Origin of the sequence: Candidatus Thalassolituus haligoni (assembly GCF_041222825.1) — a bacterium.
GTDB classification, from domain to species: domain Bacteria; phylum Pseudomonadota; class Gammaproteobacteria; order Pseudomonadales; family Oceanobacteraceae; genus Oceanobacter; species Oceanobacter antarcticus.
In genome coordinates this window covers 1,169,709-1,192,650 of sequence record NZ_CP139482.1, presented here as the reverse complement: position 1 = coordinate 1,192,650, position 22,942 = coordinate 1,169,709, and the positions used below count along the sequence as shown (strand labels likewise).

The window sequence follows — 22,942 nt, the reverse complement described above, 5'->3', positions numbered from 1 at the left end:
GGCCAAATACCAGTCCGTCATCGGCCAAGCGGTGCCCCAAATAACCTGCGATAGATCAGTGAGTCTGCACAGTAGGCTGATATAGTCCGTTGGTTTATTTTACGAGATCAAGGCAACCGACATGAGCCCAACCTCAAATACTCCCGCGTATGGACAAGGCGACGCCACTTATCAGGCCGCCGGTGGTCTGGAAGGTATCACCGCATTGGTCGACCGTTTTTATCAACGGATGGACACTCTGCCAGAAGCCAGAATCCTGCGTGCCATGCACTCAGACGATCTGACCTCATCGCGGCAAAAACTCACCTGGTTTCTGTCTGGCTGGACTGGCGGCCCGAAGCTGTATGCCGAGCACGTGGGTGCCATCAGTATTCCTGTCGCTCACGCCCACCTGCCAGCCGATGAAAGCAGCGTTCAAGCCTGGCTGACCTGCATGGATCTGGCGTTACAGGATCTGAACTACCCGGATGATTTTCGCCACTACATGATCCAGCAGCTGTCACGACCGGCCGAAAGTATTCGACTGATGTGTAAATTCCACGCCGATAAAAACGCCAATGGTTCGTAGGGACGCCCTCTGTGGCTGTCCGCAACGATGCTAAGCCGGAGCAGCAGCCACGCACTGAGGCGGGCCTACGGAATCGCAATGGCGCGGTCGATATCAGACCGACAGCGTTGACAACTGCTCTTTCAGGGAGCGAATTTCCCTGAAGCGGGCAAGCGCCGTCGGAAACATACCACTATCGTAAAACGCCAAAGTCGGCAGACTTTCCGGGCTGATGCCGTGCGCAGCGGCAAAGTGCTGAATCAAACCAGCGGTGTCGCTGAGATACTGACCCGGAGACAATTCGACGGTTGGAAAGGAGGCCACCTCGCCAGTCAGTTGCTGAAGCTCAGACCGACGAGCATTCAGCTGATCTTCATCATCCGCATCGACCCGAACCACTTCGACCTGATCCAGCAAACCGGCTTCCGTGATAAACAGCAAAAACCGAAAGCAAAACGGGCAGGAACTCTTCAACCAGGCTTTGGCTTTAAACTCGTTGGTCATCGTGATCTCCGGGATTCAAATTGGAAAAAGTGCGCCATCCTGCCAGTTTCCAGCCGCTGTTGTCCAATACCCGCACCTCCTGTCAGCTTGTCAGCCAAGACTCAACACTGGCCCGATCCGGGATTGAACCAGAATGCACCAGCTGTTCATCCACCACCACCGCCGGAGTACTCATCACCCCGTAACCCATAATGGTCTCGGGACTAGTGACCTTATTCAACTCAATCGTTACCCCTTGTTCGGCGGCAATTTTCTGTATCAAATCAGCGGTTTTCTGGCACTTGGTACAACCACTGCCGAGCACATTAAACACTTTCATATCAGTCACCTTTTACGTAAAAAAAGACACAGAACGGCATTCATATAACTCTCATCAAACCACTGTCTTCAAACCACTATCTTCAGACCAACAGTAAGGCCACCGCATTTAACACCCAACCCACCAGCGTGAATGCCACCAGCAACAATGCAAATACCGTCGCCAGCAATTTCCACTGCATCACCTGTTTCAACAAGATAAATTCAGGAAAACTGGCCGCAACCGTACTCATACAAAACGCCATCGTCGTGCCCAGTGGCAGCCCCTTCAGAAACAGACTTTCCATCACCGGGATAACCCCGGTCGCGTTGGAATACAATGGCACGCCAACCAATACCGCAGCGGGTACCGACCACCATTGCCCTTGTCCCAAGGTGTTTTGCAGCCAACCTGCCGGAATAAACCCATGCAGCGCCGCCCCAAGGCCAACACCGATAAATACCCACTTCCAGACCCGTGAGACAATGTCGGTCAGCTCAGCCAGAGCAAATACATGACGCTGCCTGAACGACAATTGACTGGCTGTTACTGCGCCCGCATCTGTCTGGGCGCTGGCATTCAGATAAGCCTTGAGCGCAAACGGCTGCAACCAGCGCTCGGCATGAATCGCATCCAGGAACATCCCGCCCAATACCCCCACCAACATGCCTACCAGCACATAGATGGCGGTAATCTCCCACCCTACCAAACTCAGCAATAACAACACTGCCACCTCGTTGATTAACGGCGAGGTCAGCAAAAACGCCATGGTGATGCCTACCGGAATACCGGCCGAGGTAAACCCCAGAAAAATCGGAATACTGGAACAGGAACAAAACGGCGTAATGGCACCGAAGACACTTCCCAGCAGATAGCCCACGCCCCGGTTGGTACTGGCCAGATAACGGCGTACCCGCTCCACATTCAGCGAGGCGCGAATAAACGACACACAATAAATCATCACCACCAGCAAAAAGAAAATCTTGCTGGTGTCTTCAATAAAGAAATGCAGCGACTGCCCAAGTCGCGAGTCAGGATCCAGCGCCAACAGCGAATACGTCAGCCAGGAAGCAAAATCGGTAAACCACGACAGCATGACAAAGTACCCTCTGAACAGATCAAGCTGATTTCTTTTTACACCCGTTCTGCAATGCCAACTTGATCCAGATTAATAACCGAATGGTTATAAAAAATGCGCTGAACATACACACTATTCAGCAGCGGTGATTCTTACGCGGAACCTGGGAAGGCGGGCCGCCCGTCAAGCCGACCAATAAAACATGCCAGACTTTTTATTCAGAATGGTCGCCACATAATGGGCATCACACGGCTTGCCTGCCAGCCCGTAACACACATGCAAGGGTAACAAGTGCTCTTCGCGAGGATGACAGAAACGAGCGGCTGGAGCCTGCTCCCATGCCACAAAACGGCGACTGCGCTCCCCTTCATCCAGCGCCTGGCTGGAACAGGTTTCCAGTAACCAGTCTTCAAATGACTGGTTACGTGCTCGCATCTCGGCTGAATCCGGCGCAAAAAACGCCCGCATATTATGGAATGAAAAACCGGAACCCAGCACCAGCAGATTGTCATAATCAAGTGCCTGCAAAGCCTGGCCAATCGCCAGATGATCCGCTGCATCCAGGTTATGTTTCAGCGACAGCTGCACACACGGAATATCCGCCTGCGGATACATCAACATCAATGGCACAAACAGGCCATGATCAAAGCCGCGCTGAGTATCCAGCCGACTCGGAATGCCAGCAGATTCTAACGACTGATAGACTCTATTCGCCAGCTCCGGCTCGCCGCCGCAAGGGTACTGCAACTGATAGGATTCTGGCGGAAAACCATAATAGTCATAAATCAGCGCCGGATCGGCTCCGGCAGTAATCGTCGGTACTTGCTCTTCCCAATGGGCGCTGATTACCAGAATCGCCGCAGGCTTCTTTAATGTGGCGGTAATTTCCTGTAACCGTTGCACCATCTCACGGTGGCCAGGATCGCCTAGCAACGGCATCGGACCACCACCATGGGAAATAAACAAAATATCTTTGTGGCTCATACTCGGGTTCTCACGTTAACCGGCAGTCAATTAACCGGCAGTAATAGGAGGTGCAGGGCTCTGAGTGCAATACGCGGCTCAATACCCTGACCTGGCTTCAGACAGTCACCGGCTCCAGACGGTTAACACGACCGCCCTTGAGCGCTTGATGCAACCACTGATCCAGCGCCAGGCTTCCGCCTCCCTGAACCGTCAGCGCCGCCGTCACCGCCAATAAGCTTAACGCGTATTCATAGCCGTTATTGCTCAGAAACAAACCATGACTGATATGAGTGCTGAAGATCGCCACCAGCATGGTCAATGCAATGACCAGCGCCGCCGGACGAGTCAGTAGCCCCAACACCAGCGCCAGACCTCCAAAAAACTCCGCACTACCGGCCAGCAACGCCATCAGATAACCGGGTTCCAGGCCAATACTGGCCATCCACTGACCAGTACCTTCCAGGCCGTAGCCACCCCACCAGCCGAACAGTTTTTGAGAACCGTGGGCGGCTAATACCAGGCCGACGGGTACACGCAGAATCAGCGCAGCCAAACCCGCATCAGAAGCCAACAAGGTCGTGATCAATTTATTACTCATGGTGAATCCTCACAGAAATAGTTAAGTGCCCGCGCCATTACGTCAGGCGATAAGCACACTTTACTCTTGCGATTCATAAACACTAAGATGGCAGCCATTGCTTAATTAGCAACGATATGTTGATAACCAACCCCTCATACTCTTAAACAGGAAGCCGCTATGGATCGTATCAGCGCCATGCGCGCCTTTATCACCGTGGTTGATGAAGGCGCGTTTGCCCGTGCAGCTGAACGGCTGGATACCTCTCCCCAGCTGATCAGTAAATACGTCTCACAGCTGGAACAACACCTGGGCGTTCGGCTGTTGAACCGCACCACCCGCAAAGTTCACCTGACCGAAGCCGGTAGCCGCTATTACCAGCGTGCCAGCCAGCTGCTGGATGACCTTGACGACATGGAAAGCCAATTGGGCGATATGCAAGGCCAAGCCCAGGGGCTACTGAGAATCAGTGCGCCGGTCTCGTTTGCCACCCAGCATCTGGCGGCGTTGCTGTGCGATTTTCAAAAAGCGCATCCCGCTGTCGGCATCGACGTCCAACTGAATGACCGCAAGGTTGATATTGTTGAGGAAGGTTTCGACGTCGCCCTGCGCATCGGCCATTTAAAAAGCTCGTCACTGATTGCCCGCAAAATTGCCCCGGTGCGCTTGCTAATGTGCGCCTCGCCGCAATACCTCGCGCAACACGGCACTCCCACCAGCCCCGACGACCTGCAACAGCATCGCTATCTGCACTACAGTTATATGAAAAGCGACAGCAGCCTGAACATCCATCAGCGGCTGAAAGATGCCGGGCGTGAACAGCAGTGGAATATCATCAGCAACAACGGCGACATACTGATAAAAGCCGCCATTGAAGGCGCGGGTATTACCATTCAGCCGAGTTTTATTTCCGGGGCCGACATTGCGGCAGGCCGACTGCACGTCATCCTGCCAGAGTACGAACCGGAACCCATGGGGCTATATGCGGTGTATGCCCATCGCCAGCTATTGGCCAGCAAGGTACGCTGCTTTATCGACTTTATGGAAGGCTACTTTGGCTCGCCACCCTATTGGGACAAAGGGTTAGAGATTGGGACAAAGGGTTAGAGTCGGCTACGATCCGGTATTAACAAAACGTCTGCTCCAGCTCGAATTGAATAAACGTCATGTCGAGCGCAGCCATTTATCGATATGCCCTCAAGCAAATACCGACCAGCCGGTCTGCTGCACCAGCTTCTCCAACGCCTCAGTGCCCAATTTACTGTTGCCCACCTCATCCAGCCCCGGCGACCAAACCGCAATCGAGGCATGCCCCGGCGCCACCGCCAGAATACCGCCGCCGACGCCACTCTTGCCCGGCAAGCCCACCCGATAGGCAAACTCACCGGAGCCATCGTAATGGCCGCACATCATCATCAGCGAATTGATTCGGCGCGCTCGACGGGCAGACACTACCCGCGTCCCGGTGACCGGGTTTTCGCCATCCCCCGCCAAAAACAACCCGGCTTTGGCCAACTGCTGGCAAGTCATGGCAATTGAACAGTGGTGAAAATAGGTACCCAGCACATAATCGACCGGATTATTCATACGGCCGAACGACGCCATAAAATGTGCCAGCGAAGCGTTACGATCGCCGGTTTTCAACTCGGATTCCGCCACGTTATGGTCGATACAAATACTCTCATCGTCAGCAATAAAGCGCACAAACTGCAGAATTTCTGCCAACGTCTCTTTCGGCTGATGCCCCACCATAATGGCATCGGCAATCGCAATCGCACCGGCATTAATAAACGGGTTTCTTGGTTTGCCGTTTTCATGCTCCAGCTGCACGATAGAATTAAACGGATCTCCCGACGGCTCTCGTCCTACCCGCGCCCAGACGCCATCACCCAACTTGCCCAGTGCAATGGTCAGCGTAAACACCTTGGAAATACTCTGGATAGAAAACAGCTGCTGATGATCCCCGGCACTGAACACCCGGCCATCCGCCAGCGCCACAGAAATAGCAAACTGGTTCGGGTCGATACACGCCAGCTGCGGAATATAATCGGCCACCTTGCCACGGTCGTTGCTTACACCAATCGTCGCAACGATCTCATCCAAAATAGCTTGCACAACAAAACTCCACCGAAGAATATGGCCATCGATTGTAGTCAGTCGGCCGTCAGGATGCTTCTTTTTCTATTCAAGGAGCCATTCGACGGGCTTGCCAGAACTTGCCTCGCCAGTAGGCGCTATCCAGCCTGGAAATAATCACCCCTTCACTGCTGGACGCATGCAGGAACTTGCCCTTTTCAAGATAAATACCCACATGACGAACCTTGTCAGCCGTCTTGAAAAACACCAGGTCACCGGCCTGTAATTCACCCATCGCGACCGGCTCACCAAACTGTGACTGCAACAAAGTGGTACGGGGAACCCAGCTATCCAGCTGATCGCGATAGGTCACATTCACAAACCCTGAACAGTCCACTCCATTTCTGGTGGTACCACCATACAAATAGCCAGTGCCACGCCAATCGTCATACTGCTGATACAAGTGCTTGAGCCAGTCACTGCGACGGACAGCCGCTGCAGAATCAGCCGATTCTAACGCACGATCCGGGGTAGCGAATCCAGATTCAACCGAAGTCATACTGCTGCAACCACTCAACAGTACCGTGGCGAGATACAACCAGCTCAACATCGGATACACCCGCGAAGACATACACACTCCTGCTATAGTGACAAAATTGACAATACAGGCCACACTCTGGCGCCAGCTTAGAGCAACAAGCTCAGCGAATAGCATGCCTGCGGTATAAAAGCGTGATAGTCTCAGAGTATCGCTGGTTGTCCAGTTGTAGAGCAATTAACAACACTGGCCAGGCATGATTCCAATACACAGATCCAGTCCTGAATTCAGGCAGACAGAGCAGCACCGCTTGTCAGATCGGGACCAGAACAGCAGCAGCGTACATCTGCCCTGTATAAACGGCCAACCGGGAAGCCGAGATGAACCTTAAGCCACGTTTTCTGCTTCTCACTGCACTACTGATGCTGTTATCCGGCCTGGCTATCTGGTTGTTCAGCCAAAAAATTGTCCTGAACGTACTGCAAGAATCCGCCCTGCGTCAGTTCGAAACCCAGGTCAAACTGGAAAAAGAACGCTCACTTCAGCCCATCATCCGTGAAGTGGCACTGGCCCGTCAGCTGGCTGATTCACAAATTTTGCGCAGCTGGGCAAAAGACGAAAACAACGAAGAGAAAAAGCAGACGGCGCTGGCAGAGCTGGAGTCCTATCGCAACAACTTCTCTGACCACAGCTACTTTGTCGCCCTGCCCGGTTCCGGTAACTACTACCACAACAATGCCAGCAACGAATTTGCCAACGACCAATATCGCTATACCCTGCGTTCCGATAACCCCAATGACCGCTGGTTCTACAGCATCATCGAGCAAAACCGTGACATTCACCTGAACGTTAACCCGGACATTCCACTCAAGGTCACCAAACTCTGGATCGATGTTTTACTGCGTGATGGCGACCAGATTCTCGGTGTTGTTGGCACCGGCCTCGACCTGACCACCTTTATTCAACAGTTCACCACCACCCCGGAACCGGGTATCAACAACCTGTTTTTCGACCACGAAGGGGCCATTCAGGTATCGGAAGACATCTCCCAGATCGACTTTGCCAGCATCACCAAGGATGCCAGTGAACACAAAACCATCTGGCAGCAGCTCGACAACGAAGCCCAACGGGCCGAGCTGGAGCACATACTGCAAACCGCCCGTTCAAGGCCCGATCAAGTCGTCAGTATCCATGTCGAAAGAAATGGCAGCGATCAGCTGGCAGGGGTGGTCTACTTGCCAGAAGTAGACTGGTTTGTAATGACCTTGCTGGATCTGAACATTCTACTCCCCCTCAGCACCTTTAATGAGCTGTTCCTATTGGCGGGCGTCAGCATCTTCATCGCCCTGCTACTGTTTAATCTGGCACTCAATCGCTACGTACTGAAGCCACTGCGCCAACTGGAAAACGGGATCGAACAGCTGCGCGACGGCCAACCAGTAAACAACGTGATCCCGCAACATATTCATGGCGACATTGGCCGCATCATGAGTCATTTCAGCAGCATGGCGAGTGAAGTATTAAAATCACGTGAACGGCTGGAAATCAGAGTCCGGCAGCGTACCGAAGAACTGGAACAACTGACCTATGCCGACCCCGTCACCGGACTGCTCAACCGCCGTGGCATGATGGAACAACTGCAGCAACAAATGAAACAGCTGCCACAGAATTCGGGGGGATTTGGCATCCTCTGGCTCGATCTCGATCGATTCAAAAACATTAACGACCAATATGGCCACGCCGCTGGCGACCTGGCGCTGAAAGCCACTGCACAGATCATTCAGGATCACATTCGCCCGGATGATTTTGCCTGCCGCTGGGGCGGAGATGAATTCCTGCTGTTGATCAACACCGACCAGCAATTCCTGCTCGACCAGCTTGGCCGCCGCCTCTGCGCTGCCATACAAAAACACGAAATCCGCAACGACCTGAACGAAATACTGCCACTCAGCATCAGCGCAGGCAGCAGCCGCGCCATGGCAGGACAATCTCTCAACGAAATACTGGCAACCGCCGACCAGGCCCTGTACGAAGCCAAGGCCAGTGGTCGCCACCGCTACTGTCCAGGGTTAATCACCAGCCACTAAGATGGCTCACAAAAACCGTTCCCGTTCACACCAGGCACTCAGCCTTGGCCGTGAACCAAGCCCACGCCAATGACTACTCCACACACTGCATTATTATGCGACTGGGCCGAATAAATTGTTCGCCACAACCCGGTCTATCGGCAGTGACGGATCTGCCACTATAACGACAGTCCATCTGAACACCCTGGAGACCAGCCAATGACCGACATCATCGAACTGCTGAACTGGCGCTACGCCACCAAAAAAATGAACCCGGCCAAAGCCGTCCCGGAAGACAAGGTAGAGCGCATACTCGAAGCCATCCGCCTCACCGCCACCTCCAGCGGCCTGCAACCCTATGACATGCTAGTGGTTACCAACCCCGAAGTGCGTGAGCAGATTAAAGCCATCGCCTGGAACCAGGCACAAATCACCGACTGCTCCCACCTGCTGGTCTTTGCCGCCTGGGACAATTACACCCCCGAACGCATCAATATGATGTTCGACCTGACCAACGATATACGCGAGTCCACCAACGAGGGGTGGGAAAACTACCGCCAACGCTTACTCAAGGCCTACCCGGCCCGAGATGCCGAAGTCAACTTCCAGCACGCGGCACGCCAGGCCTACATTGGACTGGGCAGCGCACTGATTGCCGCTGCCGCTGAACAGGTCGACTGCACCCCGATGGAAGGCTTCACCCCCGCCGATCTGGACAACATCCTCAACCTGCCAGAACGCGGTTTGCGCTCCGTCGTGATACTGCCACTGGGCTACCGCGAAGAAGACGGTGACTGGCTGGTGAACCTGAAAAAAGTACGTCGATCCAAAGAACAGTTTGTCACCGAAATAAAATAGTCCGCAACGGAATAACGGCAACACCTGCCGTTATTCACTCCCTTCCTGTTTTCCACTGCCACCCGGACAACCCGCACTTGAGCAGCAGCCCCGATTATTACTGTAACAAATCACTCATCACACTCTGATCTACCTGAATCAAACCGCGCTTGGGCCGATCCAGATCGATGATGGTGAATACAATCATGGTAATGAGCAACGACACCAGCACGATCGGTGCCACCATGCGTTTACCACTTAACCCGGCGGAATAACCCATAATCCCTCCGCTCGATATAAACACAAAGAAAAGTAATATCAGTATGGTTTCTGGCACATGCAATTGCAGCAACGCATTTCTTTTACCCTGAGCATCAATCACATCGTTGAGGGATTTCAGAAATACCCCCGTTGTCACCGGCCGGGGATCGGCCTCCGTCGCCGCCAGCGTAATCTCCCAAAGCAGGTTCTGCTGCGCCACAATTTTACGATTGTATTCAGCCCGAACATCGGCGTGGGTCAAATCAATTTGCCCGACTTCCACCCGTAAGGCGATATAATCTCTTAAGACTTTATCGGCATCAGCCTTGAACTCATCCGGCAGTAATTGCGCCCGCAACATTGCCGTACCAATGCTGTTGGATTCATCAATCAATGCCATGGTACGGTTATCGTATCGCTGCATTGACATACTGAAAGTAAAACCCAACAGCAGCGCCAACAAGCCCAGAATACTGGCCTGAATGGAACCGGTAAGGGCTTTTATTTCATCATTGGTACGAGACTGCACAAAACGCCCGGCAATAAAGCCAAATTCATTGGCAATGATAATAGCGACAAACAACACCGTAGCAATCAAGGCGCTGTCGTAATTGTAAAGCAATTCACTCTGGCTCATGGTCTTTCCTGTCAACCGCAAACGGCCCACGCCGGCCGCATAAAAGAGAAATTCAAGCCGACACTATATATGAACTGGCAACCAACAGGGCTAACCCGCATATTTCACGAGGGTAGATACAAGAACGGCGGTATCCCTTATGGTTCCTCGGAACGTGTCAAAGCAATCACCAAAGAGCTTACCGCCGTGACAAAAAGCGACCAGAATGCCATCCCGCTTTCCTCTCTTGATCAACGCCAGATTGCAGCCAGGGCGGTGACATCACTTCCAACGCCGGTTTACTACTGCTCCGAGAGATCATTCAAACAAACGGGTTAGCCAAAAAAGCCACCGCTTGTCTCAACCGCTTGGTATCCCAAAAAACCTTCACGATGTTCAGCGGAATAACAGGCGGTGACCTTTTCCGGCTTGCTGCTGTTCGGCGGCAAGCCACTTCCTACGTCTATGGGTATTGTCACTCTCTCCGGGCGATACACACCAGCTGTCATTCCAGACGAGCATTGGCGAAATTCGGAATCCAGTGTGCGAATACGTGGATACCGGATCAGGCCCGGTATGGCCGCGTGGCGTATGAATGTCGGGCCACTAACAACGGAAGCTTCAGCTCCAATGCTGAGCAGTTAAGCATCTGATCGACATTATGTTTTTCTGATCGGGGATTTCTGAGGGCGGAGTTTCATCGCTCTTGGATACAATGTTTACGTAAAACATCCATGTTGTGATGACTCCCACTCAGTCGCCGTGCTCTGGGCCAAGTCCAGAAGCTTACCCCAACAACTCTCGATTGATCAGTGCTGCAGGCCTTGCTGCAACACCTCGACTTCTAGCTGTGACAAACCAGTAATTTTGGTGATTAAGTCAACTGGCAGGCTTTCTTTCAGCATATTCAATGCGGTGGCTTTTTGAGCCTCATAACGGCCCAGCTCCAGGCCTCGGGCTTCTCCTAATGTTATACCCTGGGCTTTGCCTTTTTCAATGCCACGGGCTTCAAGTTGTTCTGCAATGGTCATAAAGGTGTCTCCTATAGGCTGCGGCAGTTGTTGGCTGGATTCGACCAGCTGTTCCAGGTCGATGACGTTGCCGGTTCCGATGGCGTAGTGTAGCAAAGTGCGGATGAAATCTAACCACTGGTTGCTGTGATCGTCCAGCCCTTCACAATCCTGTAGCAGGTCGAGCAGATACGGGCTGATGTCAGCAGCGCGTATGTGTTTGAGGGCGCGGGCAACGATGCCAATCCACTGTTGTTGCTTGAGTTGGTCGTCCGGCAGCTGGTTGATGTCGATCAGGGCAATGGGGCGCTGAAACAGCTCAGTCATTAATTGGAGCGGGTCGTTAAAACAGTCCGCCAGGTGCAGGGAATAAGGATAGGGGCTGGTCTGGCCGTGGTAAAACACCAGCGCATAGACCGGGGTTAATAAACGTCGCGGCACTTTTTTAGTGGGTGCCATTAATGGTGGTGTTGATTCCGTCGCTGTGGAGTGTGGCTGACGCTGTTTCAGTTGTTTGGTTAACAGGCTGAACAGGTAGTGGCCAATGCGCACCGGCATAAAGGCATCCGGGCGTGACTGGTGTTCGATCAGGATGGAAATACAGGCCTCTTCTCCCGCCAGTTGGCAGTGATACACCAGATCAGAGAGGCTTTCGGCCAGTTCGGTGTCGATATAGCTGTCGTGCTGCAGGATCAGCGAGTCGGTATCCAGCGCTTGAAACACCGGCTCCGGCAGGTAATAACGCATAAAGTCCAGCGCCACTGACCGGTTTTCCATAGCGCTGCGGAAGAAGCGGTCGTGGGGATTATGTGGCTTATGGGGAGGCTGGGTCATGGGCTGGCTCGGATGTGCAGGTGCGCGCAAGTATAGCGGATATCCGGTTAATGGCTTGAGTTCTGTATTAATGCAACACATCCGGGTCATTCAACAAGGGATCGTGCATTTCAGGAATCAGTTGACCTTCCTCCCCTTCGCACTCGCTTTTGGACGGGTAGCCTTGTTGCCAGGTTAGATTCTTCTCTGCAAGCCAGGATTGGATGGTCTTGGGGGCAGTATCTTTCAGAACATATTCACCAGTAGCAGATTTTTCATAGTGGTAGTAGGTATCACTGATTTTGTCGAAGCCTTTGTCAACATTTAACATGCGGGACAGATAAAGTTTGCGCCACACCAGAATGTCAGGGCTGCCATTTTTGTCGAAATCACTGCTATAGAGTTTTCCATATCCGCGATACCCAGGCAGTTCACTGGCGTAGTCCATGTTAGCGGCACTTTGGTAATAAGGCGTAATCTCGTCGATTCCCGCTGGCGGATAATATTCAAAGTGAGATTGGGTTTCTTCTTCGGTCATCCAGTCATCCACGCGCACATTCATCCCAAATACGGTTTTCTGCGCGCTGGGTGAGAACACCAGCAGTTGGTTTCCAATAAAAATAACCAGTTCATTAACCCCGTCTCCATCGATATCGCCATAGCGTAATGGCGTACTTTTCAAGCAGCCCAGCGGGTGGCTTGGACTCGGGTGCAGCGTTGAAAAATCTCGCCGGACTTGTTGGTACCGTTCCACAATTTCCGGTTCTATGGGTTCATATTGCCAGCGGGTAAGGGGCCAGTTGCCTAATAAAGTTCCCTGCGACACGTCCACACCATATAGATGAATATTCTCGTATAAACGAAACCAATTACTTGTTTCTGCTATATTTGTAAAAGCCAAACTCATTCCTGTATTTGATGAATCACTTAATTTAATAGAGTTAGTAATTACAGGAAGAGCAGATTTTTGAGCATCTGTAAATATCATGCCAAATTCTTGAGTTGTTCCATTCACCAGCTCTAATGCCTGAGCTGGACTTAGAATACTAAGAACAGCCATAGTGATAAAAATATTCTTCAAATAATTCATCATAATCACCTTAATTACAGTTAACTCGGCCTACGGGTGTTTGTGGCGCATCATCAGTATTTGTATCCGATGCATTCTGTCTGGCTTGAGCATAAGTAGTCCCACTCACCCACTCTCTCTCCCCATACTCAAAACACCACGCCTGCCCTGCTCTTGGATCTGGATTGCCATCGGCATCTGTTAAGTCTGCCGTGTAACTCCCTCCCTGCCAAATATATTGCCGATATGGTAATCCGTATTTCTCATTCCTCACCTGGATCGTATAGCGACAGGTAAAGCAGTTGTCTCCATCATTGGAGGTGCTCTTCGCTGGCGGATTCACTTTGTGCTTCAGGATATAAGGCCAACTGTGTACGGTGAACCCTGGTGTGTTACTGTTGTAATAACCAATGCCTTTGGCCAGTTTTTCATAATCATCTTCCTGACGGGGGGTATTTGTGTAGGTCACGGTTTGGGTTCCTTGCTGGTAACCTTTAAGGTCGACAATATCGGTTTCAAAGCTTTTCGCGAAGCTGCTGTTGTGAAAAGCTTGATACAGACCGCCAGAGCCACAGTTAATCTCGCCATCGCGCTGCCACGATTTCATCATTGTATGGATGGCAAACCCTTTGATGTTACCCAGGGGGTGGTAGTAGTTGAGCCCGGCTGCTTTATGCACGCTGCAAGGTCTGTCGCTGTAGCGGTATTTGTACAGCACCTGATTAAAGCCGAGGCTGCCTTGCTCATCGGCTCCGCCCTCGGTCATGCGGAAAGGGGTTGCCTGATAGTCTTTTGTGTTAGTGCCCCAGTGGTATGGAGATTCCTGGAGCTTCCAGGCTTTAATCAGGGCTGCTCGGGTCTTGGTAGTATCGTCGACCCCTGCCGCACTAAGAACCCCGTTATGAATGTCATCAGTGTACCCCCCCACGGCTACATAGCTGTTGCTTTCCAGTCCATTTTTCCAGATGTCGGTCGCTGCCTGGATCCATGTATCGATCTGAGCATGCTCTTTGCCAACGATGGAACTGGTCGAGTATTCAGAGTAGGCCTGCATGTAGGATTCAAAGTCATCTCTGAGCCAGGCGATGGTTTTTGGGCCTACGTTCCCGATAATTCCTGATTCTAACCGTTCACCACCTTCACTGCGCCCCTGGAAACGACGAATCATGCCTTCGGTGGAGACACTCCATTGGGGGCAAGTGCTCCAACCGGCATAATAAACAGAACGATCATTGGCCGCATCGCCATTGCAGTCTTTGGTGTTAATGGCACCACTTCCGCCACGGTTACTGGCGATTCGGGCACCTTCACTACCTGGCCCACCTTTTTGCGGACTGATCCCTAGCTGCCAAAGAATCGCCTCTACCAGCTGAATATCACTACCCTTGTTGATTTCATCGCTCTCGCTGTTTGGTTTAATCGTCCGGCTTTTAATTTTAAAATATTCCGTTACCGGGGCCATGTGCGATAGCTGGGTAAAGGTCGCGGTGTAATGGGCATTGATGTCCAATTCATTCGACCACAGTGTATCGCCGCTGCCGCCACCATTTTCTGTCGCCGGTTGCCACCATACAGACCATTTGGGAATACCGTTAATGTGGTATGGAAACGGGGGATAATAGGGCTGGGTTATTTCAAAGGGGGCTTCACCATCAGAATAGGTGCAGTGTTCTTCTGTATTGACTCCAGGTTGGGTGCAGTACCATCCCGGGTGCTCGATTTGTAATTTAACCGATTGAACGTCCTCAACACGTATTTCAGCGGGCGGTTGATAACCATAACGCAGCCGCACACCACCCAACGTGTAGACAACCAGCGCACGCACGGGATCGGCCACCTCGGCTATCGGCACCCGACTGAGCATTAAGTCATCATCCAGATAGGGGGCAAATTCAAACGGCCCATACACGTGCAAGCCGTTTCTTCCAAACGCGTATTCCCAGAGGATGTTGCCGGTGTCGTTGTTCAGGTAAAACGAGATGACGAGGTAGTCGGTGGAACCCAGTTTATCCAGAAAACTCAGGTCGTTGAGTTCAAGGCTGCCATTGTCGGTTATATGAATTTCGGTTTCCTGACCGGCGACATTGAGGATCAGGATCTGGTCTTCGGATTGGTAGCTGTCAAGGCGATCATTGTTTATCCCGTAAAGTTCATACAAAATTTCCAGATAGGTTTCGCTGCTGGCGATGGTGGGGTCGTCGTTGTCAAGTATGTTGACGGTATCGATACTGCCGTCTTCCAGATATTCATTCACTCGAATGTCACTGACTTCCAGATCATAGACGCTGAACTGGTATTCTGGCCGACTCAGCCACTGATACATACCTTCTGGCTTTTCAATGGTATCCGGGTCAACGCCTTCGGCCATTTGCTGGTTTTTATATGTCATATAAGCCTGTTCTTGTATCAGGCTGTTGTTTTCGTCATACACAGGTACTGTCAGCGGCACAAAGAATTTCGGCCGCCAGGCATTCTCTTCTACCCCTTGCAGGTCGGTTTCGCTCAAGCCCCGGCTTTGTTGCCCCAGGGCGAAGTCCTGAAATTCTCCATAAGGGACACCAAAGGCTTGCAGGTAAAAGTGTTGATTTCCAGCGGTGCCGTTGCCGGGCAACCGTATCACCTGGGCATGGGTGCCGGGTTCTATCTTGAAGCGGGCTGTACCCGCCTGGCTCGCATCCGACAGCGAATTGTCGCTGGTACTGTAGGCAATGCGGCCGGTGTAGCCGTAGTCTTGCAGCGCGGTGGGGATGGCGGTGCCGTCGGGGGCTGTCCAGTCGGTGTAGATCTGTATGACGGTGTCGTCGGCTTCGCCCGCGCCTTCGTAGCCAATCAGGTATTCGGGGGTTCCCCTTGGTTATTACCGGCTTCAATGGTGTATTTGCGCTCGGCCCAGACTTTGAGGTTGGGTGGGTACATCACAATAGGGCTAACCAGGGTATCCAGCGTGGCGCCTGCCAGTTGGTCGGTCAGGACGCGTTGATAGCCCATGTAGCCGGTGACGCGGTTGATGGCGTAGATCAGCAGGGTTTCGCCCGGTTTTACGAGGTCGCTGTCGATGCCGTGGAATTGTGGGGCGATATTGCCTTTGGCCTGCCATTCGGAGAAGTTGGCGGCGTTGACGCTGCCGGGGCTTCCCGAATAGGAGACGTCATCGCCTCCGCGCATCAGCATGCGATAGCGTGTCAGTAGCCGCTGATTGGAGCTGACGATTTCTCCGGTGCCGCCCAGAATATATTCATAGTCTGGTGTTCCGTCGCTGGCTTCTCCCATGTACATGGCAGCGGATTCGCTGTCTTTGAGGCGTTACTGCAACACATCCGGGTCATTCAACAAGGGGTCGTGCATTTCAGGAATCAGCTGACCTTCCTCCCCTTCGCACTCGCTTTTGGACGGGTAGCCTTGTTGCCAGGTTAGATTCTTCTCTGCAAGCCAGGATCGGATGGTGCCGGGATCAGTTTCTTGCGGCAGGTATTCACCCGTACTGCCTGCCGCCGTCGATCTTTCGTAATGGTAAAAGCTGTCTTTCAACTTATGAAAACCCTTTACCGGATTGTTTTGCATATTAGATTCGTACAGTTTACGCCAGACCAGAATATCGGTCTGGCCGTTTTTATCAAAATCGCCGACGTAGAGTTTGGCGTAGCCTCTTAACCCCGCTAACGCATCACCATAGTGTTCATCCAGTAAATTCTGATACTGTGGAACGCCTTCATCACCCTCCTTAATCCAGTTTGCTTCGTGATGATGTGCTGTACCTTCCAGAGACATCCAACCGGGAACGGTATAATTGATCATAAAAACGATACGACCCGCTTCAGGAGAGAAGACCACCAGATCATAGCCAAGGAATAGAATTAGCTCTGACTTTCCATCCGCATCCAGGTCTCCCTGATTTAGAGGTATTTCATCTAAACACCCTATTGGGTTGAATACCTTTTGGTATAACTTTTTGTAAATATCTGCCTGAAAAAATTTCACTTCATTTTCGATTGGCTCATATTGCCAGCGGGTAAGGGGCCACCCTTTTATTGTATTACTTGAACTATTTAATTCATAATCACCAATAGCTGAACCATTTTTAGATAGTGAATAATATTTATCTTCGGAATACCCATATAGGTATCCAGGCCTCGTTCCATACTTTTGATTTATAGTCTTAAATAGAATTCCATTTTCAGCATTTCTTGAAAACCCTTCATCTAGCTCCATAGAAAAAGTTAATGGAGAAAAAAATAAAAAAATTGCAAACCATTTCACACTGAACATTTGGGCACCACCTAATTTATTCAATTACATGACATACGTAAAGATTCATCATCAAGAGCATCATCCGAATAATCGCTAAAAGCCTTAGGACGAATAGATCCATCATCATTCACAACAGTAGCTCCCGACACCCACTCCCTCTCCCCATACTCAAAACACCAGTCCGGCTGGCCATAGTGGTTGGCATCATCACCTTCCCAGATGTAGGTTCTAAGGTTATCATTGCCGAATGCTCCTTCTCTAATTTGTATTGAATATTTACAGGAATGACAGACTCCACTGTCTTGGTTGTTTGTCGCACTGTCACTTGAATAAACCAAATTTCTTATAATATAAGGCCAACTGTGCCTGCTACGCCCACTAACCCAAGCATTTCCTTCCCCAGCATTATAAACAAAAATGGCTTTGGCTAATTTCTCATAATCGTCTTCGGTATTTCCTAGTGTATTTTGTCCTTGTATACGAACAAGGTCTGGAACATCCGCATAACTTCTTCCTAATGTATCTTCAACAAAGGCCATATTCATACCCCCAGAACAGCTATGGTTGTCGGTTGGCTCGGACCCCAAAAAAGTAGCGATGATTTTTACCTGCCCTTCCGGCGAATAGGGATTAATATCTGTTGCTGTCAGTGCAGCACAAGCTGAATCAGCTCCATAACGATTGGGATAAACGAGCTGGCTAAAGGAAAGACTGCCGTGCTCATCACCTCCTTCTGTCATTCTGAACGGTGTTTGCTGATAAGGGCCAGACTTTGCAGCTTTATTGGTTCCCCAGTGGTAAGGCGATTCGTGCTGCAACCACTCTCTCAATAAATGAGTTCGAGTCATCGTTTCCCGAGTGTTTTCAGCAACACCTGCTTGTGCAAGCACTCTATTATGTAGTCGCCCCTGCAAAACTGGCCATTTCATCATGCAGCCCACTCCAGAGCCTGATCACGCCCAAATCCAGACAAATAGGGTCGGCTTATTCCACCCAATAACACCCAGAATATAAGCGCAAAAAGAGAGCTCAGGTGTCTCAGGATCTTTCTCTGGTTCTGGCCAACACCACACTGCAAAGTGTGGATGTAATCCCCGGTGATCCCTTTCAGCCAGTTTCTCTTCATCAGTCCATCTGACTTCATGTGGCCTATGATCGGCTCAATACCATTCTGCTTTGATTGTTGCGGATGAACTTTGCCTCGCCCTTGCTTCTGATGGCTGATGCAGACGTTCACCGCAGCAATACGACGGTCGTGTTGCGCCCCTCGATAACCCCGGTCAACCAGGATCTCTTGCGGCTTTACTCCTGTGTTCAGCCAGCTTTGAATCAGATTCCAGTACAGGGTATGGCCATCATAGAGTTGTCGGCTCTTGCCTTTGGCTATGCACTGAACGTCCGGTTCATGCAAGCTGTACCGTTTCGGGCCTTCCCAGCCTGGTCGGGTTTGCTTGATGAGTTGGGATGCCTGCGCGGCTTTCTCAAGAATAAGTCGGCTTTGCTCGGTGGCTGGAAGCTTGCTCAGGATGTCCCGCGTCAGTCGCCCAACCAGCGTCGCCATTTTCTTGAGAGCCTTCTTCAAACGCTTGAACTGTCGGGCATGGGCATAGCCCGCCGCTTTGTGTTTGAGATGAGTCAGCTCTTTTTCGTAGCTTTGCCGCAACGAGATCCCCTGAGCTTTGGCGAGCATCGCCAGCTGTTCCTGTACGCGCTTGAAGAGCTGGCTGTCGGTCGGATTAGGCAATGGCTTTTTCCATCACGGTCGTGTCCGCGACCAGAGTCTTACAGCTGGCTTCGTCGATGATATTCAGTTCCAACCCTAGGCGAACCGTCATTTTCATCAGTGTCTTTAACCCGTCCTCGCCGAGACGTCGGCAGAAACGCCCGAACGTGGTGGGATCAATCAGTGGTCGATGTTGAAAGTATTGTTCGCCGCAGAAGTGCTGCCAGTAAGGGTTTTCTACCCAGCGGGCGATGCAGTGTTCATCCGATAGCGCGTAGATGTGTTTCAGGAGTGTCAGGCCAATCATTAATCGGGACGATGATCCAGGACGTCCGTTGTCTGTGCAGTAAAAACTCTGACAGTGACGCTCCAGTTCAGCCCAGTCGATACGTTGACTGAGCTGAACGAGTTCATGCCTGGGGTCGATCAGGTCAAGCAGCTCCGGGCGCAGGAAATCTTTCTGTTTATCGTGCTGTTTGTCCTTGGGCGTCATGGCTATCTACCAGATTTTGATATCGTAATATGATTTTACTGGTAGAAAGTCTTGCCGTAACAGGCTTGAGAGGCCGATGAAAACTGGGGTTCTGGCTTTTCAGGGGCGACTTGTTAATGTTTGGTTGAGCGTATAAAGAGGGGTTTGATACGTCTAACGCCGTTGTAAACGGTACGGTTTGTGAAGTGGAGTTTTGCGGTAAAGTGGCGCAGCCACCGCAAAACGGAGCGTAGCAAACTGCATTCGGTTGACAACCTTGTTATGTGGCCTCACAGTTACGTACAGGTTTACGTACAGGAAAATTATTATGGACGCCATAAGCTACACAGCAGCCCGAGCAAACCTTGCCAAAACCATGGAAAGGGTCTGTAACGACCACTCACCAGTGATTATTACCAGAAAGAGTGAGACACCCGTGGTTATGCTCTCCCTCGAAGACTACCAAGCCATGGAGGAGACAGCCTACCTTCTACGCTCTCCTGCAAACGCGAGACATTTGCTTGAATCCATTGCAGAACTCGAAGCCGGAAAAGGCACCGAGAGAGACTTAATGGAATGAAGCTAACATTCTCCTCTAGGGCTTGGGAAGAGTATCTATATTGGCAGAAAACAGACAAAGCCATGGTCAAAAGGATCAACGCCTTAATCAAGGATTCTTCCCGTGATCCTTTTGAAGGTATAGGTAAACCCGAGCCGCTAAAGCATGGCCTATCTGGTTTTTGGTCTCGTCGTATTAATGATGAGCATCGATTCGTATATAAAGTATCCGATGATAGCCTTTTAATCGCTCAGTTACGCTACCACTATGAATACTGATTCACATAACGAGACTGTAGAAAAACTATTTGAAAGACTGATATATCAATCATATCAAAAATGCGCTCCACTGCAGTGCTTCCAGCCTCTGGGCCCCATCTATTTAATCAGTTCTTGATACACTCCCACACACGACTTCGGATAACAACGGTTACACGGTATGCAGCCAGGATTCTTCGACTTTGATGACCTGAACGACAAACTGAATCAGCACAACGACCCACTCGCCAAAATTAATGGTAAACGCCAATCGAAACACGCCCTAGCCGAACGCCACATTCCATGGCAATAACGCTTCAATATCCTCAACGCCTTGGGCGTTAGGCAGCTCGTTAAAAATTAGGGCTAAATAATCATACACATTGAGGTCATTGGCCTTGGCCGTTTCGATCACACTGTAGAGATTAGCACTGGCTCTGGCACCCGCCTGGCTTTTACTAAACATCCAGTTTTTTCGGCCAATGGTGAAGGGCCGGATTGCACGCTCGGCCGGATTGTTGTCGATGGGATAAGCCCCATCTTCAAGGTAGCCGATAAATCGGCCCCATTGATTATGTAAATACATTAATGCTTTACCCAGTGCTGTCGAGGGCAATACAGTAACTAAGCTTTAGGGGAGATCTATTTAGTCGTGTAAAGCCACCGTTGCAGCACATTATTCACATCAATGACTTCGAAATATCCTAATGCGGCTTGATCCGGCCTATTTCCGGCCAATTCAGTAAAGATTTGGACTACTTTCAGTCCAAATCGCGTCATGCAGACGCACCTATCCCACACGAGATAAAAAGCTCCAGCGACGAGCGTTGTACACCATGTTCATCAAACCGATTCTCAGTTCCGCTCTGGCCTGGCCGATGCAGCGCACCATGAACTTTTTGCCGTCGCGTTTCATGTCCGCATAAACATGTTCGACACGTGCCCGAACCTGAGAGCGTTTTTGATTCGCCAGCTTGCTACGTTCAGGCATGTCCTTGCCTCGCGGTTTCTTGCGGTGGATGTGGGAGCGATAGCCCCGATCTTTCAACATGCTTTCATTTTCTGCGCTTCGATAAGCGCTATCTGCCCAGACATCCGCGCTGGTGTGATTTTTATAGCCGAAGTAGCTCTTGCCATGTTTCTTCGTCCAGGCCGCATCTCGACTGGCCTGGCGCTGCTGGGCCGGAGTGCGTTCCGGAGGGGCCGGCGGTGTCGAATCATCGTCATCTCCGTCTGATTTTTCTTGTGCTTTGCGGGCTTTTTCCTGCTGCTGCTCTTCGGTTTTTCGCTTGGGTGCTTCAACCAGGGTAGCATCGACAATTTGACCGCCTTGAGGCCGATAACCGTGGGCTTCGATTTGCGAGAGCAAGCTGTAAAACAGTTCATCAGTGAGGTTTTTCTGGACGAGTAACTCTTCATACTTCCAGACGGTATTGGCATCGGGTACCGGATCTTCCAGCGACAAGCCAAGGAAGCGGCGGAATGACAAGCGGTCTAACACTTGATACTCAACCTGCTTGAGCGACAGGCTGTCGTAGTGGCGTAGGAAAACTATTTTGAACAGAGCGGGAGGGTGTCTGAACGAGGACGGCCCTTGTTGGATGAGCGTGGCATGCGGATCTTGCTGAGCACAGGCCGGAAGGCAGCCCAGTCGACGAGTTCGTTGATTTTGGCGAGTGGGTCGTTGTGCTGATCCAGCTTGTCGTTCAGGTTATCAAAGTCGAAGAATCCGGGTTGCGTAGCGTGTGGCCGTTGTTATCCGAAGTCGTGTGTGGGAGTGTATCAAGAACTGATTAAATAGATGGGCCCTCAGGGTTGACAGCCCAATTAACATTCACATGCAGAGCGTAGGAATGAGGAAAATCAGATCAATTTTGAGTCCTGCGCCCGCCCCCGCAGCAGAAATATCAGCTCAAAGCCGCCATGCAGCAGCTTTCTAACGAGTTTTCAACACAACGGCCACAACAGAATGCTAAAAATCGAGCAAATTTCGCGGAGAGATCATATGAGGGTACTGATCTAAAGGGGACATATATAGACGCTTCCCCAATATCAAGGATGACTTGGCCCTGACACCTGCCATATGCCCTTGATTTATTTCCTGTTAACCATCACTTGTTCGTTGCGATGACAGTGGCAGTTCTGACATCCCGTCCATGAATGAATAGCGGCTTCTGTTCGGGATCAGCTCCCGCAGCCCTGATGAAATCCGAACCCTGGCACCTTTAACATCTATTCGATCTGGCTACGCCGATCGTGTCCCGCTCAGGCTCTACCAGGGACGGATTGCCCCGTTACATCATCAAACAACGACTACCCGATGGGTTCTTGCTTTCAGGCCGGATTAAAGGCCGTTTGACGTGTCAAAACGCTCCAAATAATCCGCGCCAGTTTATGCGCAATGGCGACAACGCCCTTGTGCAATCC

General features: G+C 51.2%; 24 protein-coding genes. 6 read left to right on the top strand and 18 right to left on the bottom strand.

Translation table 11 applies throughout. The annotated features are described in order from the left end of the window. The first annotated feature begins 121 nt into the window (after nt 1-121). Nucleotides 122-568: a group II truncated hemoglobin gene (locus SOJ49_RS05425; protein WP_369857219.1), complete on the top strand. Its 447-nt coding sequence runs from the start codon at nt 122-124 to the stop codon at nt 566-568. Between the two features lie 93 nt (nt 569-661). Here SOJ49_RS05425 and SOJ49_RS05420 read toward each other — a convergent pair whose 3' ends face one another. The 5 genes from SOJ49_RS05420 to SOJ49_RS05400 form a co-directional block, all read right to left on the bottom strand. Further along, complete coding sequence (locus tag SOJ49_RS05420; protein WP_369857218.1) at nt 662-1,051, bottom strand: hypothetical protein; 390 nt, start codon at nt 1,049-1,051, stop codon at nt 662-664. 82 nt (nt 1,052-1,133) lie between these two features. After that, nucleotides 1,134-1,370 carry a thioredoxin family protein gene (locus SOJ49_RS05415; protein WP_369857217.1) on the bottom strand — a complete coding sequence of 79 codons (237 nt, stop codon included), beginning with the start codon at nt 1,368-1,370 and terminating at the stop codon, nt 1,134-1,136. Between the two features lie 82 nt (nt 1,371-1,452). Beyond that, nucleotides 1,453-2,445, bottom strand: coding sequence for a permease (locus SOJ49_RS05410; RefSeq protein WP_369857216.1), 993 nt, complete (start codon nt 2,443-2,445; stop codon nt 1,453-1,455). Between the two features lie 165 nt (nt 2,446-2,610). After that, nucleotides 2,611-3,411, bottom strand: a complete 801-nt coding sequence (locus SOJ49_RS05405) for a class III extradiol ring-cleavage dioxygenase (protein WP_369857215.1) — start codon at nt 3,409-3,411, stop codon at nt 2,611-2,613. A 97-nt stretch (nt 3,412-3,508) separates the two neighbouring features. Next, nucleotides 3,509-3,991: a DoxX family protein gene (locus SOJ49_RS05400; protein ID WP_369857214.1), complete on the bottom strand. Its 483-nt coding sequence runs from the start codon at nt 3,989-3,991 to the stop codon at nt 3,509-3,511. Between the two features lie 159 nt (nt 3,992-4,150). Here SOJ49_RS05400 and SOJ49_RS05395 point away from each other — a divergent pair, with 159 nt between their 5' ends. Further along, nucleotides 4,151-5,077 carry a LysR family transcriptional regulator gene (locus SOJ49_RS05395; protein ID WP_369857213.1) on the top strand — a complete coding sequence of 309 codons (927 nt, stop codon included), beginning with the start codon at nt 4,151-4,153 and terminating at the stop codon, nt 5,075-5,077. Nucleotides 5,078-5,167: 90 nt separating this feature from the next. Here the strand turns inward: SOJ49_RS05395 and SOJ49_RS05390 are convergent, their stop codons facing one another. Then, nucleotides 5,168-6,085 (bottom strand): glutaminase, encoded by a 918-nt coding sequence (locus tag SOJ49_RS05390; RefSeq protein ID WP_369857212.1) that lies wholly within the window; start codon nt 6,083-6,085, stop codon nt 5,168-5,170. 70 nt (nt 6,086-6,155) lie between these two features. Then, the gene (locus SOJ49_RS05385) at nt 6,156-6,677 is read right to left on the bottom strand and encodes an NlpC/P60 family protein (RefSeq protein WP_369857211.1); all 522 of its coding nucleotides are present in this window, start codon (nt 6,675-6,677) and stop codon (nt 6,156-6,158) included. A gap of 287 nt (nt 6,678-6,964) precedes the next feature. On the opposite strand from SOJ49_RS05385, the gene SOJ49_RS05380 reads away from it, so the two are divergent. Both SOJ49_RS05380 and SOJ49_RS05375 read left to right on the top strand, forming a co-directional pair. Continuing rightward, nucleotides 6,965-8,671, top strand: coding sequence for a diguanylate cyclase (locus SOJ49_RS05380; protein WP_369857210.1), 1,707 nt, complete (start codon nt 6,965-6,967; stop codon nt 8,669-8,671). Nucleotides 8,672-8,869: 198 nt separating this feature from the next. Next, on the top strand, nt 8,870-9,508 hold the full coding sequence (locus SOJ49_RS05375) for an NAD(P)H-dependent oxidoreductase (RefSeq protein WP_369857209.1): 639 nt from the start codon (nt 8,870-8,872) through the stop codon (nt 9,506-9,508). 97 nt (nt 9,509-9,605) lie between these two features. Here SOJ49_RS05375 and SOJ49_RS05370 read toward each other — a convergent pair whose 3' ends face one another. The 9 genes from SOJ49_RS05370 to SOJ49_RS05330 form a co-directional block, all read right to left on the bottom strand. Continuing rightward, entirely contained in the window at nt 9,606-10,385 is a 780-nt protein-coding gene (locus SOJ49_RS05370; protein WP_369857208.1) for a hypothetical protein, read from the bottom strand. A 788-nt stretch (nt 10,386-11,173) separates the two neighbouring features. Further along, complete coding sequence (locus SOJ49_RS05365) at nt 11,174-12,208, bottom strand: Rpn family recombination-promoting nuclease/putative transposase (RefSeq protein ID WP_369857207.1); 1,035 nt, start codon at nt 12,206-12,208, stop codon at nt 11,174-11,176. A 67-nt stretch (nt 12,209-12,275) separates the two neighbouring features. Further along, on the bottom strand, nt 12,276-13,277 hold the full coding sequence (locus SOJ49_RS05360) for a hypothetical protein (protein WP_369857206.1): 1,002 nt from the start codon (nt 13,275-13,277) through the stop codon (nt 12,276-12,278). 10 nt (nt 13,278-13,287) lie between these two features. Continuing rightward, nucleotides 13,288-15,687 carry a hypothetical protein gene (locus SOJ49_RS05355; RefSeq protein ID WP_369857205.1) on the bottom strand — a complete coding sequence of 800 codons (2,400 nt, stop codon included), beginning with the start codon at nt 15,685-15,687 and terminating at the stop codon, nt 13,288-13,290. Between the two features lie 398 nt (nt 15,688-16,085). Next, nucleotides 16,086-16,532: a hypothetical protein gene (locus tag SOJ49_RS05350; RefSeq protein WP_369857204.1), complete on the bottom strand. Its 447-nt coding sequence runs from the start codon at nt 16,530-16,532 to the stop codon at nt 16,086-16,088. Nucleotides 16,533-16,559: 27 nt separating this feature from the next. Then, complete coding sequence (locus tag SOJ49_RS05345) at nt 16,560-17,546, bottom strand: hypothetical protein (protein WP_369857203.1); 987 nt, start codon at nt 17,544-17,546, stop codon at nt 16,560-16,562. Beyond that, on the bottom strand, nt 17,543-18,436 hold the full coding sequence (locus SOJ49_RS05340) for a hypothetical protein (RefSeq protein ID WP_369857202.1): 894 nt from the start codon (nt 18,434-18,436) through the stop codon (nt 17,543-17,545). Before SOJ49_RS05340 ends, SOJ49_RS05345 begins: the two co-directional genes overlap by 4 nt. Then, on the bottom strand, nt 18,433-19,248 hold the full coding sequence (locus SOJ49_RS05335; protein ID WP_369857201.1) for a hypothetical protein: 816 nt from the start codon (nt 19,246-19,248) through the stop codon (nt 18,433-18,435). The genes SOJ49_RS05340 and SOJ49_RS05335 overlap by 4 nt, the downstream gene beginning before the upstream one ends. Then, entirely contained in the window at nt 19,241-19,720 is a 480-nt protein-coding gene (locus SOJ49_RS05330; protein ID WP_369857200.1) for a transposase, read from the bottom strand. Before SOJ49_RS05330 ends, SOJ49_RS05335 begins: the two co-directional genes overlap by 8 nt. A gap of 307 nt (nt 19,721-20,027) precedes the next feature. Here SOJ49_RS05330 and SOJ49_RS05325 point away from each other — a divergent pair, with 307 nt between their 5' ends. Further along, the gene (locus tag SOJ49_RS05325) at nt 20,028-20,279 is read left to right on the top strand and encodes a type II toxin-antitoxin system Phd/YefM family antitoxin (RefSeq protein ID WP_369857199.1); all 252 of its coding nucleotides are present in this window, start codon (nt 20,028-20,030) and stop codon (nt 20,277-20,279) included. Beyond that, nucleotides 20,276-20,536 carry a Txe/YoeB family addiction module toxin gene (locus tag SOJ49_RS05320; RefSeq protein WP_369857198.1) on the top strand — a complete coding sequence of 87 codons (261 nt, stop codon included), beginning with the start codon at nt 20,276-20,278 and terminating at the stop codon, nt 20,534-20,536. Before SOJ49_RS05325 ends, SOJ49_RS05320 begins: the two co-directional genes overlap by 4 nt. Before the next feature lie 262 nt (nt 20,537-20,798). Here the strand turns inward: SOJ49_RS05320 and SOJ49_RS05315 are convergent, their stop codons facing one another. Then, nucleotides 20,799-21,101 (bottom strand): transposase, encoded by a 303-nt coding sequence (locus tag SOJ49_RS05315; protein WP_369857197.1) that lies wholly within the window; start codon nt 21,099-21,101, stop codon nt 20,799-20,801. A gap of 204 nt (nt 21,102-21,305) precedes the next feature. Next, nucleotides 21,306-22,043: a transposase gene (locus SOJ49_RS05310; RefSeq protein WP_369858033.1), complete on the bottom strand. Its 738-nt coding sequence runs from the start codon at nt 22,041-22,043 to the stop codon at nt 21,306-21,308. Nucleotides 22,044-22,942: the final 899 nt, after the last annotated feature.